13 protein-coding genes are annotated in these 13,069 nt (G+C 35.2%); all 13 read left to right on the top strand.

From position 1 onward, the window contains the following. Positions 1–5 precede the first annotated feature (5 nt). Positions 6–1,451: a flippase gene (locus JFL75_RS13050; RefSeq protein ID WP_215627111.1), complete on the top strand. Its 1,446-nt coding sequence runs from the start codon at positions 6–8 to the stop codon at positions 1,449–1,451. Then, complete coding sequence (locus JFL75_RS13045; protein ID WP_215627110.1) at positions 1,448–3,484, top strand: pyruvate formate lyase family protein; 2,037 nt, start codon at positions 1,448–1,450, stop codon at positions 3,482–3,484. The genes JFL75_RS13050 and JFL75_RS13045 overlap by 4 nt, the downstream gene beginning before the upstream one ends. Next, the gene (locus JFL75_RS13040; protein ID WP_215627109.1) at positions 3,465–4,319 is read left to right on the top strand and encodes a glycyl-radical enzyme activating protein; all 855 of its coding nucleotides are present in this window, start codon (positions 3,465–3,467) and stop codon (positions 4,317–4,319) included. The genes JFL75_RS13045 and JFL75_RS13040 overlap by 20 nt, the downstream gene beginning before the upstream one ends. Positions 4,320–4,344: 25 nt before the next feature. Then, positions 4,345–5,457, top strand: coding sequence for a UDP-galactopyranose mutase (gene glf, locus JFL75_RS13035; protein ID WP_432756658.1), 1,113 nt, complete (start codon positions 4,345–4,347; stop codon positions 5,455–5,457). Beyond that, the gene (locus JFL75_RS13030; RefSeq protein ID WP_215627108.1) at positions 5,435–6,526 is read left to right on the top strand and encodes a glycosyltransferase; all 1,092 of its coding nucleotides are present in this window, start codon (positions 5,435–5,437) and stop codon (positions 6,524–6,526) included. Before glf ends, JFL75_RS13030 begins: the two co-directional genes overlap by 23 nt. Then, entirely contained in the window at positions 6,492–7,481 is a 990-nt protein-coding gene (locus JFL75_RS13025; RefSeq protein ID WP_215627107.1) for a glycosyltransferase family 8 protein, read from the top strand. Before JFL75_RS13030 ends, JFL75_RS13025 begins: the two co-directional genes overlap by 35 nt. 13 nt (positions 7,482–7,494) lie before the next feature. Continuing rightward, positions 7,495–8,544 (top strand): glycosyltransferase family 4 protein, encoded by a 1,050-nt coding sequence (locus tag JFL75_RS13020; protein WP_215627106.1) that lies wholly within the window; start codon positions 7,495–7,497, stop codon positions 8,542–8,544. Between the two features lie 11 nt (positions 8,545–8,555). Further along, positions 8,556–9,722 (top strand): nucleotide sugar dehydrogenase, encoded by a 1,167-nt coding sequence (locus tag JFL75_RS13015; protein WP_215627105.1) that lies wholly within the window; start codon positions 8,556–8,558, stop codon positions 9,720–9,722. A 6-nt stretch (positions 9,723–9,728) separates the two neighbouring features. Beyond that, a complete protein-coding gene (locus JFL75_RS13010; RefSeq protein WP_432756657.1) occupies positions 9,729–10,946 on the top strand; it encodes a GumK N-terminal domain-containing glycosyltransferase in 1,218 nt (405 codons plus the stop codon). Between the two features lie 134 nt (positions 10,947–11,080). Continuing rightward, a complete protein-coding gene (locus JFL75_RS13005) occupies positions 11,081–11,551 on the top strand; it encodes a ChbG/HpnK family deacetylase (RefSeq protein WP_215627103.1) in 471 nt (156 codons plus the stop codon). Then, positions 11,443–11,700 carry a hypothetical protein gene (locus JFL75_RS20980; protein ID WP_432756665.1) on the top strand — a complete coding sequence of 86 codons (258 nt, stop codon included), beginning with the start codon at positions 11,443–11,445 and terminating at the stop codon, positions 11,698–11,700. The genes JFL75_RS13005 and JFL75_RS20980 overlap by 109 nt, the downstream gene beginning before the upstream one ends. 48 nt (positions 11,701–11,748) lie before the next feature. Further along, positions 11,749–11,997 carry a hypothetical protein gene (locus JFL75_RS13000; RefSeq protein WP_215627102.1) on the top strand — a complete coding sequence of 83 codons (249 nt, stop codon included), beginning with the start codon at positions 11,749–11,751 and terminating at the stop codon, positions 11,995–11,997. A gap of 31 nt (positions 11,998–12,028) precedes the next feature. Continuing rightward, complete coding sequence (locus tag JFL75_RS12995) at positions 12,029–13,060, top strand: glycosyltransferase family 4 protein (RefSeq protein ID WP_223292651.1); 1,032 nt, start codon at positions 12,029–12,031, stop codon at positions 13,058–13,060. Positions 13,061–13,069: the final 9 nt, after the last annotated feature.

The following is a 13,069-nucleotide window of genomic DNA, read 5'->3' as shown; positions in this document are numbered from 1 at the left end:
AGGCCGTGTCCGCAATATCTATTAAGAAAAATTATTTTTATAATCTCAGTTATCAAATACTATTAATAATTGCACCAATAATTACAGTCCCATACGTATCGAGGATTCTTACACCTGAAGGAATTGGAATTTACAGTTTTACTGCATCTATTGCTTCGTATTTTATTTTATTTGGATTATTGGGGAGTAATTTATATGGACAACGGGAAATAGCTTATCATCGGGATGATCAAAAGAAAAAAGCAGAAGTAGCTTGTGAGATAATTTTACTTCGTTTAGTTACCGTATCGATCAGTGTTCTTCTTTTTTTTCTTTTTATTCAGTTGTTACCTGAATATAAAGTATTTTTATTAATTCAAAGTCTAGAAATTATTTCTGTAATTTTTGATATAGCCTGGTATTACCAAGGACAAGAAAAATTTAAAATTCTTTCTATAAGAAACATATCTATCCGTTTGTTAGGGATTGTTTTAGTATTCCTCTTTGTTAAGAATTCACATGACCTTTATAAATATATTTGGATTATCGTCGGGTGCAGTTTTCTTACTAGTTTCTTTTTATTTCCTTCTGTAATTAAAGATATTTTTAAACAAAACATTAATCTAAAAAAGATTAAACCATTCAAGCATTTAAGAAAAATACTGTACCTATTCGTTCCTCAGATTGCAATGCAAATTTATACTGTACTCGATAAAACTATGATAGGTTTTATTACAAAATCTTCTTTAGAGAATGGTTATTATGAACAGGCAATAAAAATTATCCGACTCTTGATGGTGATTGTAACATCATTAGGTACAGTCATGACCCCTCGTATTTCGAATTTAAACGCTAATAATAAGCATGAAGAAATCCGGGCATATCTTATCAGATCTTTTTCTTTTGTACTTTTAGTATCACTTCCAATGATGATCGGGATACAGAATATTGCATCACGTTTTGTACCGATATTTTTTGGAGAAGGTTATGAAAATTCAATAATATTGCTTCAAATATTAAGTTGTCTTTTCTTAATAATTGGTCTAAATAATGTTACTGGCATACAGTATCTTATTCCTTTAAAAAAGGAGAATATTTTTACTATAACTGTAACTTCCGGAGCGATAATTAACATTTTATTTAATTTCTTTTTAATTCCTAGGTTTAAGGCCATGGGAGCTGCAATCGCTTCTGTAATCGCAGAAAGCGTTATTACCATCATGCAATTTATTTATATTCGAAAAATATTCAGTTTTAAGAAATTAATAAAAGGATCATGGAAGTATTTTGCTGCATCATTCTTTATATTAGTGATTTTGAAGCTGTTGAATAGTTTGCTTCCTTTGAATATAGCTGGATTGGCTATTATGATTATTTCCGGGGTTGTATTCTATGTTATTTTCTTATTCGTTTTAAGAGACGAATTTGTTTTATCCACTTTGAATAAAGCCTTGAAAAAAGATATAAGATGAATTTAAGATTTAAATCATGGTTAAAGTCTCTTCCCTTTTTAAGAAGTTTTGCTTTTTATAAAAATGCGGTTTACTATTTTATAAATGAAAAAAGCAAGACTTTAAGTAATACCACTTTGAGAATAAATAAAATTATTTTTTTTCTTAAAACATACTTTTCATACACTTTCATATCAAGCCGTGACGAATATAAGCGTACTAGTAAATTATTAAGGAAGATCCGGATTATTGAAAATACAGGAACGCCTTTCTTTTACTCTATTGATACAAAAACCATCATACTTTATGAGCACTCTGTATTTGGCAATTTAACACCAGATTACACAATGTTGTTGCATAATTCCATACAGGACCTTAAAAAGAAAAACCTTAGCGATAAAATGGTTGTTGTACTGAATGATATCGAGAAATATATCGACCGATGTTTAGCTCTTTTAATCAAGAAATCCAGAGAAAATGAAGAAAAAATATCAGCATTGAAGCGCATTAAAACGAATAAAGCTGAAACCTTCTTTGAAGCATTACAAAGAATATTATTAATAAACCAATTTATGTGGCAGGAAGGGCATAGATTAATAGGTTTGGGCCATTTAGATAAAATCCTTTCACCATATTATTATCATGATTTAAGTAGTGGATCACTCAGTTCTGATAAGGCTTTTCTTTTGATAAAAGATTTTATTAAAGTTTTGCACCGCGACTATATTTATAAAAGCAGTTCTTTTTTAGGAGACACTGGTCAAATAGTTATTTTGGGTGGCCTTCAGGAAGACGGTACATATATTTGTAACGATATAACCCACTTTTTTATACAGGCGACGAAAGAATTACACCTTCCTGATCCTAAGTTATTGGTCCGAATATCAAAGAATTGGCCAATGGCACTTTCAAATGATTGCATGGGATGTATTCAGACTGGTATAGGATATCCACTATTTTCCAATGATGATATTATCATTCCGTTGTTACAAGAATTTGGATATGATTATTCTGATTGTTTTGAATATGGGACTTCGGCTTGCTGGGAACCGTTCATTATTGGTAAATCTTCGGATGCCAATAATTTAAAATCCATCAATTTTGCTCGGCCATTGGTGGATGTTTTGAATTCTTATCCTTCACTAGAAACTTTTTCTGATTTTATTGATGTATATAAAAATACACTTGCTCTTTATTGTGAAAAATTAGTACAAGAAGCATTTTCCATGGAATGGGAAAAAGCCCCATTGCTTTCACTTTTTACCGGAAATTGTTTAGAGAATCGTCTTGATATCGCTGATGGTGGAGCTGTCTATAATAATTATGGGTTTACCACAGTTGCATTGCCAAATACAATAAATTCATTGTTTAATATAAAAAAATATGTATATGATGAGAAAGTGATAACATTATCAGAATTGAACACTATATTAATTAATGATTTTATTGACAAAGAGAGTATAAGAAAATTATTACAAAATAATGCCAACTATTATGGTTCAGATAATCCAGATGTTATTAAACTTGTAAATGATATATTCATTTTTGCATCAGAAACAACATTAACATCAATCCCTGAAAATAAAAAGCGAAAAATAAAAATCGGAGTCAGTTCTCCAAATTATCTTTCAGAATCAATTGGTTTTCCTGCGACTCCTGATGGAAGAAGGAAGAATGATCCTTTTTCTGTACATATTTCAAGTGAAAACTCCTCTGATTATACATCGCTGTTTTCATTTGCCTCAAAACTTGATTATAGTGGAAATAGATTTAATGGAAATGTTGTTGATGTAATGGTCGCACCAAAATTTATACAGAATAATTATGAATCATTTCATCAAATGGTGAGGGCCGCTTTTTTACAAGGTGTTTTTCAAATGCAGTTTAATGTTTTATCTGCTTCAACATTAATTGAAGCGAAGAATAGCCCGGATAAATTTCCAAATTTGATTGTCCGTGTTTGGGGATTCAGTGCCTATTTTAATGACCTTCCGGAAATATATAAAGAGGTATTAATCGAACGAGCCTTAAATTATGAGTATTCTCATAACTAATATCCAACGTTCATCTTTCCATGATGGTCCTGGAGTCAGGACTACCGTTTTTTTTAAAGGATGTTCCTTACGATGCCCTTGGTGCGCCAATCCGGAAAATATCTCTTTTAATATAGAGTTTTTCTATAATGAGTCCATCTGTATTAAGGAAAATAATAAATGTTTGCTTGATATAAACTGCCCTATTCTTAAAAAAAGTAGCGGATTCAAAAAAGCTTGTTCCGCTAATGCTATTATGCCTGTTGGAACAGTTTTTACATCTGAAGAATTGTTTGAAGAGTTGATGTCTGATGAATTATACTACCACAATGGTGGCGGTGTAACTTTTTCGGGTGGAGAACCATTTTACCAATTATATCTTATTACCGATGTTCTTAGAAATCTTCGTAAGCAGAACATTCATCTTTGTGCTGAAACTTCACTCTTTGTACCAATGGAATTAATAATTCCTGTCTATGAAGAAATAGATTTATATTTTGTTGATTTGAAAATATTAAATCCAGAAATTTGTTTTAAGATTCTTGGAGGAGAGATAGAGCAGTTTCTCCAAAATTTGGATCTGCTTTTTTCCCATAAAAAAGATATTATATTCAGAATCGCTTTAGTAGAAGGAATAACAGCAACAGAAGAAAATATTAATCTGATTGAAAAAATCTTACAGAAATACAAACCAATAAAAGTTGAATATTTTGAATTACACCGCATGGCAGAGAAGAAGTATTTGATGTTAGAAAAAAAAATGCCCACTTTCCCTTCCGTCTCCAAAGAAAGAATGAAACAATTTAAAAGAATGTTAATCAGAAATAATGTTCAGTATTCCTATCTTGAAAACTGACATTTATTATTTGAGGATGGAGTCAGTGTTGAAATATGATTTTTTGATTGTAGGCTCCGGCCTTTACGGCTGTGTTTTTGCCTATAAAGCAAAACAATCTGGGAAACGTGTTCTTGTTATAGATAAACGCCCCCACAATGGGGGCAATCTTTTTTGTGAAAAGATAGAGAATATTAATATTCATAAGTACGGCGCACATATTTTCCATACATCAAATAAAATGGTATGGGATTTTGTAAATAATTTTGTTTCGTTTAATCGTTATACCAATTGTCCTTTAGCCAGTTACCATGGGAAGCTTTTTAATTTGCCATTTAATATGAATACTTTTTATTCACTATGGGGTACCAGAACTCCCGATGAAGCGATGGCTGTAATAGATAGACAGCGTAAAGATTCCGGTATTATAGAACCGCTTAATCTTGAAGAGCAGGCATTATCCCTTGTGGGGAAAGATATTTATGAAATTCTGATTAAGGAATATACAGAAAAGCAATGGGGACATCCATGTAATGAGCTGCCGGCTTTCATCATAAAGCGTCTTCCCGTACGATTTACTTTTGACAATAATTACTTTAATGATACTTATCAGGGGATTCCCATTGGTGGGTATAATAAACTTATAGATGATTTACTTAAAGATATTGAAGTGAGGACAAATACGGATTTTTTTAACGACAGAGATTATTGGTCAACTGTGTCTGATAAAATTGTTTTTACCGGCAGAATAGATGAATTTTATAACTGTCAATTTGGAAAACTTGAATACCGAACAGTAAGTTTTGAAACAGAAATACTGAATTGCTCGAACTATCAAGGCAATGCTGTAATAAATTATACATCGATGAATGAACCGTATACACGAATTATTGAACATAAACACTTTGAGCCAGAATCACCCTTTTTTGCTCAAAACAAAACTGTGATCTCAAAAGAATACTCTAGTGACTGGACTGAAAATGCAGATCCCTTTTATCCGGTTAACGATTATACTAATAATGCTATTTATAATAAGTATAAAGAATTAGCTTGTCACGAAAAAGATGTTTTTTTCGGAGGAAGACTGGCAGATTACAAGTATTATGACATGGATGATGTGATTGAAAAGGTTCTAAATGATACAGAAAAAATATTCTAGCCGCTATATTATGGTTGAACCCCATGCGGAAAAAAACCACGCTGGCCCGAAAGCTAGAAATGATGTACTTGATATCCTGCTTTCCTGTGGATACATTCCGGTTTCATTAAAAGTGAGAATTCCTGAGTTCGTTAGAAAACCGCATGGGCCTCTGCTGACTTTTTTCAGTAAAATTTTAGCGAATATTAAATCCTATTTTGCATTTCGACGTTTTTTCTCATGCCTCACTATGGGTTCTTCCCTTTTTATTCAATATCCATTTGAACGGGTTCAGTTAAAAATTGCATGGCAAATAAAAATATTTGAATATCTGATGCAAAATAAAAAAATTGAAATAACATTTATAATTCATGATATAGATGGCGTTAGATATAAAGATCCAATAAAGGAAAAAAATGATTTGTCTTTCTTGAAACTTGGTAGTCATTTGATTGTCCATAATCAGGGAATGGTGCAATATTATGTTGGAAATGGATTTGAGCTTAAGAAGCTGACGCCTGTATTTTTGTTTGACTATCTTTTTGATAATAAGGCCGGAGAACATAAAAAATCAGATGGAATCGCATTTGCTGGAAATTTAGCAAAAGCTGGTTTTATTAATAAAATTCCTGAGTTGGGTAATGATATTAAATTTAATTTGTATGGTGATTTTAATAAAAAAATTCCCAACAGGGAAAATGTTTTCTATAATGGATCCTTTCGTCCGGATGAATTGCCTGCTGTAATTATCGGTGGCTTTGGTCTTGTATGGGATGGTGAATCATTGGAAACATGTAGTGGGGCTATAGGTGAATATTTAAAATTAAACTCACCCCATAAGGTTTCCCTTTATATTGTAAGTGGTATTCCTGTGATTTTATGGGCTAAAAGTGCTCTTGCGGGTTTCATTCTTGAGAAGAAGTTAGGGTTTGTCATAGATAGTCTTTTTGAATTACAGGAAAAAATAAACACTATAACAGAGCAACAATATACTGAAACAGTTATTAATGTAAAAATATTTTCTGAGAAACTCAAAAAAGGAGAGCAACTCATTCATGCAAACAGTCGATATAGTGCTTTGTACGGATAATAATTATATTATTCCGACAGGAGTTCTTATCACTTCTTTATTATATACAAATCCCAATATTAATATTACCTTTCATGTTGTTTCTGAAGAACTTTCTAATAAAAGTAAAGAAGATTTAAATAAATGTCTGATTAAAAAGTATTCTCAAGTATTTTATTATATTGTTAATAAAAAAACACTGGAACATTGCCCTATCCGTGTCCATGACCATATAACAATTGCAACCTATTTTAGAATCGTATTCCCTACGATTCTACCCCAATCAATTAATAAAATCCTGTATCTTGACGGTGATATAATCTGCATAGACAAAATTCTGGATCTTTGGAATATAGATATATCTGATTCTGCGGCGGGTGTTGTTCCTGATATTTACAATGATGATATCCGCATCAACAACCGCCTGAAAATCCCAATAAATTCAGGGTATTTTAATGCTGGTGTTATGCTTATTAATCTTGAATATTGGAGAACTCATAATATTGAAAGAAAGACACTTGATTTTATTGCTGAATATCCAGATCGGTGTATAGCACATGACCAAGATGCCCTTAATGTTATCCTTAATGGAAAAACGAAATATATACATCCCCGCTATAATGTTCAATTTAAATATTTTGGTGATAAAAACCTTATGTTTATTCATGAAAAATACCATCCGGATATTGATGAAGCGGTTTTAAATCCTTGTCTTCTTCACTTTACCGGTTATGAAAAACCCTGGCATTGTGAATGCCTTTATCCTCTGAAAAACATCTGGTTTTATTTTCTCAGAAAAACAAAATGGCACAATCTTAAGATAACTCACAAGTATCGCGGAAAACAACTAATAGTATATAAATTTCGAAAATTATTAGCCTTGTTTAATTTGGTAAATAATAACTCTTTTAATAAAGATATGTATATTGAAAATGAATATAAAATTTTAAATCGACTTAATGGGTTCGCAAAATAAAAACCTTTGTTATATGAAAAAAATATATATTTATCCACCTGACAATTCTGAAAACCAGTACATTAATATACAGAAAAAAGCAATAGAAATTGCTGGTGTCTGTATAGCACATTCCCTCAGGGAATTTCTTTCAACAGATTTTTTCCTTCTTAACTGGTTCGAAACTTTAGGTAAAAATAAAATTTCAGAGTTTTTTAAGAAATTATTAAAATTATCTTTAATAAAACTCTTTAAAAAAAAAATATTTTGGGTAGTACATAACAAAAAGCCGCATATAAAAAGTAAAAAAGATAACAGTGCAAAATTATCATTAATTATAATGAAAATACTGCTTTTTTTTTCTGATAAAATTATTATTTTGTCAGACGAAACGAAACAGGTATTAATGAATATTTATCCAAAAACAAGCTTCCTTGAGAAAAAAATTTATAAAATTCCTCATCCCAATTATATTGAGGCATACCCTTCTTGTAAAATAATTAACAAAGAATTGCCACGTGGGAATTTACAGCTCTTATATATTGGTCATATTAATCAGTACAAAAATGTAGACTTGTTAATAGATATTATTAATCCTTTAAAAGATAAGCCAATTGAATTGTTAATTGCAGGTAACTGTACTGATCCGGCTTATAGATCACAATTGCTTAAATCCGTAAAAAATGAAAAAATAAAATGTCTTTTTAATTTTATACCTGATAATGAGATTTGCAATTTACTCTCTCAAAATGATGTCGTTGTTCTTCCGTATGACATTGAAAGCAGTTTGAATTCTGGAACTATCTTTCTTGCATTCAGTAATAAAAAAACAGTTATCAGTCCATTAATCGGAACTTTGAAAGAGTATGAATCCCATGACTTTTTTTACTCTTACGAATATAATTCACCAGAAGATCATAAAGATAAACTTACAGAAGAAATACTGCATGTGCTGAATGACTATTTAACAGATCCTAGCCTTTTGGAACAAAAAGGTGAAGAAGCTTTTCTGATTGTTAAAGAAAAAAATTCAATTGAGGTAATTGCCTCACTTTATAATAAATTATTTAATATGTTTGTGTAGGAGTTCAAAATATGAATATAACCATTGTCGGTACCGGATATGTCGGCCTTGCGAATGCAATGCTTCTTGCTCAGCATAACCGTGTAACTGCCTATGATATTTCTAAAGAAAAAATTTCCATGCTTAATAAAGGCCATTCGCCGATTGCGGACAGCGACATAGAGGCATTCTTGTCTTCCGGAAAGATTGATTTTCGTGGAGTTACTGATAAAAATGAAGCGTATACCAACGCTGATTACATAATCATATCAACTCCAACCGACTATGATCCTGATAAAGATTTCTTTAATACTGTCAGTGTAGAATCGGTAATAAGTGATATAGAAACTATATCCTCGCAATCGGTAGTTGTTATAAAATCAACCGTTCCCGTCGGGTTTACAGAACGGATGCGCAAAGAACATCCCGGGCTGTGTATTCTTTTTTCACCGGAATTTTTGCGGGAAGGAAAGGCGCTGTACGACAATTTGTACCCTTCACGCATAATTGTCGGTGATACCACGGAGGAAGCGAAAACTTTTGCTTCTCTTCTGCAGCAGGGTGCGAAAAAAGAAAATATCCCGACTTTGTTTATGGCCCCAACCGACGCCGAAGCTGTAAAGCTATTCGCCAATACTTTTCTCGCGCTCCGGGTGGCGTATTTTAATGAACTGGATACCTATGCTGAACTCAGAGGGCTTGATACCCATTCAATAATCAGCGGCGTCTGTCTCGATCCCCGGATCGGTGATTACTATAACAATCCCTCATTCGGATATGGCGGATATTGTCTTCCGAAGGACACAAAACAGCTCCGGGCAAACTATGCGGATATTCCCAATGATCTTATCACCGCAATTGTCGAATCAAACGAAACCAGAAAAGATCATATCTCCGAGATGGTACTTAGCCGGCAGCCGCATACGGTTGGAATTTACCGTCTGACCATGAAAGCGAGTTCCGATAATTTCAGGGCGTCGGCTATTCAGGGTATTATTGACCGGCTGAAAAAAGCCGGAGTATCAATCATGATTTATGAACCCTCCGCCGGCGGAACCAGCTTTAGTGATATTCCCATTATTGATGATATTGCTGAGTTTAAGCGGCAATCCGATGTGATCCTCGCGAACAGGATTACAGAAGAAATTATGGATGTAAAAGAGAAAGTCTATTCCCGGGATATATACAAAAGGGATTAATATTTTATGCGGAAAATCACTTTTGTGACAGCTCATAACTGGGACACGAAGCGGCAGGGCGGGTTTCATAAATTCGCCGAGTCCTCAGCGCTTCATGGAATTGAAACTGTATTTTTCAGTTTTCCCCGGCCATATTACGGATATTTGATGAACCGGGAGCAGATAAATCCCGGCATAATTAAAAAATTAAAAAAAGGTGTGTCTTATAAAATTATCCAGTCACAGGATAATTATTCAGTTGATACAAAATCAACCACGGATACGGCCTCCACAGCTTCCATACTGAATATAACACTGCCAACCTTCAGGCTTCCCGATGCCGCAGGAAAACTGCTTCCCGATTTTTTAATGAATTTCTTCCTCCGTACTTCTCTCCAGTCGTTCAACCGCTTCTCTCGGAAGTTCTTAGCCGGTACGGATTGTTTTGTGTTCGAATCCTGTGAGGGCATTGCTTTAATTGACAAAATTAAAAAACGGTTTCCCGGCGCGAAGATTGTCTACCGCCCTTCGGATCCAATGGTATACGGCGGAGTGCCCGAGAGGGTAAAAAAACTGGAAAGAATCATGCTCTTCGCGGCCGATTTGGTACTGCTTGTAAATGAGGAAGGGCTCTCGGCGTACCGGAAGGAACTACCTGAATTCGACTGCCGCGTTTCCTATAAGATTCTTTCAAATGGAATTGATATCGAATCCTACAAAAAAAGTTATCCCGTCCCTGACATCTTGCGGCGGAATAATACCATTCTGTATGTAGGCGCCTGGGGTGTCGAATGGGAGCTCCTTTTCAGAGCCGCCGATGCAACCCCTGATTTTAATTATATTGTAGTGTGTCCGAACTATCCGCCGAAACAAATAAAAAAGAAATCGCTTCAATATAAGAATTTGCTGTACGTTCCGGGTATCCCACCTGCGGAGGTTCCCGCGTGGATTACAAATTGTTCCGTTGTGATGGTTCCGTATGAAACCGGATTCTATGAGGACCGGCCGCTGGGAATCACAGCCAAGTATTATCAGGCAATGGCCGCGGGGAAACCGATTGTAGCGTATCACGATACTCCGAAGCTGGCAGAATCCGGGGTTTGTGTAACGTATTCATACGATGATTTTATTGCCGCTGTAAAAGTAGCCGCCGCAGAGCATACAAAAAACTATTCCTTTAACCTTGAAGGCCGGGAGTGGAAGGCCATAACGGAGAGGTTCCTTGACGAAATCGCAGCGCTTTAGGCAGTTTGCCTTTTTCTGTTTCTGGGGAATTCCAACTACAAACAGTCTTCCGTATCGGCGATTCTTAAGGAAACGGTTCTTTTTTCAGGCCTCAAAGCCTCCGTATATTATTGACCGGCGGATTGAATAGAAATATGGGAGAGATTTTTATACACGCCGATGATTTTGCGGTTTCCGAACATGCGTCACAGGATATATTGGATCTGTGTTCGGAAGGGCTGCTGGACAGCATCAGTGTAATCCCGAATTTGCCGTGCTTCGGAACCTGTGCGGAAAAACTACGAAATGCCGAATCATCCTTTCCCCATACAATAAAAATTTCAGTCCATTTAAATCTTTTGGAAGGTACCTCCATCGTTTCTCCGGAATTACTTCCTGATCTCGCTGATGGACAGGACTTGTTTAAAACAACCTGGATTTCCCTCTTTTTATATTTCTTTACCATCAAAAAACGGAAACATCTCAGAAAAAACTGTCAATGGAAATTTACGCGCAGATCTGGCGGCTTCTTGACAGTGGTCTGGTTCATCTTCCTCTTCACATTGACAGCCATCAGCATACCCACCATATTTTCGTCGTTAGTGATGCCCTCCATGACACTCTGACAGAGAATGATTTTTCCGTCGAATATACCCGCAATTCCCGGGAACCCTTATCTGTTTATCTGCGAAAGCCTGGAATATTTTTGTCATGTGGATTGGCGAATATAATAAAATGCATTCTGCTCAATAGTACTTTGGTTTCTTTGAGATAAAGAATGAAAAATCTTTATAATATGAAAAGTTCGTTTTGCAGTATACTGATGATCATTTCCATGGATGCGGACAGGTTAACCTGGATATGGGATCCAATGATATCTTTTGCGGAAAAAACATATGATCTTGAGGGGCTTTTTCGTCCGGGAACTGTCTTAGCAGAAAAAATCAATCCTCAGTATAATAAGCCTGCCTTTGTCAATTTTGTTCTTTTCCAAAACAGGAAGATAGAAAATACCAGTGTGAGAAATCTTTACTTTTATTTCCATAGGAATGGTGATGCGGTATCTGATTAACGGTGATTTTCTGTGCCGAAGCAGGACAGGGATGGAACGCTTCGCCTATGAAATCTGCGCACGGCTGGACAAGTTAGTTCCCACTGGTGAAATTGGGATATTTATCCCGGAAAATGCCCCAGTAATTCCTGAATACTCTAATATTTCCGTTATCCGAAGCCGCATGAAGTGTACTATATTTCCCCTTTGGGTGCAGGGGCCGTTTCAGTGTTTCGTTCTGCTGCATAAACTTATTCCCCTTAGTTTTTCAAATACTTGTCCGGTTTTTAAACCGGGAATCGCCTTTCTGCATGATATTTACGCTAAAGACTGTCCTGAAGATTTTAAGTCACGGCGGGATAAACTGATCCGGCTTTTTGACTGTTTTATGTACGGGGTAATTGCGAGAAGAGCCAGGCATGTTATTACTGTTTCCCAATTCAGCCGAAGCAGAATAATTGAAAATTATAATGTTGATCCCGCACGTATTTCCGTCATTTATAATGGTTGGGATCACTTTAAAACTGTCAATTCCGATGACTCTGTTTTTGAAAAGTTTTCCTGTTTGTCCGGCAGGAAATATTATTTTACACTGGGCAGTCTTTCCCGCCGCAAGAATCTTGCGTGGATTGCCTCGTATGCAGAAAATCATACCGATGATTTATTCGTGATCTCCGGAAAAGAAATTTCCGGGCTTATTCCCCCGGAGCTTGAAAAACTTTCCAAATTGCCTAATATATTGTTTACCGGTTATATCAGTGACGGTCAGGTAAAGGTGCTTATGCAGAACTGCGCTGCGTTCATTTTTCCTTCTTATTATGAAGGGTTTGGTATTCCGCCGCTTGAGGCGTTATCAGTTGGTGCCAATGTTGTTGCTGCCCGTGCGGCTTCACTTCCGGAAATATACGGCGATACGGTTCATTACATCGATCCGTTTAATCCGGATATTGATCTTGATCAGATGCTGAAACAGACCGTGGAGGACCCCTCTTTGATCCTTAAAAAATATACCTATGATCAAGGTGCTGTTCAGCTTAACTCATTACTATTCAGGAATTGGGTAACAAATCCTTTGTTAGATTAATGACCCGGA

Source organism: Breznakiella homolactica, from assembly GCF_016616095.2.
Lineage (GTDB): Bacteria > Spirochaetota > Spirochaetia > Treponematales > Breznakiellaceae > Breznakiella > Breznakiella homolactica.
The sequence above is the reverse complement of the archived record's forward strand: the minus strand, read 5'-3'. Positions and strand labels throughout refer to the sequence as shown.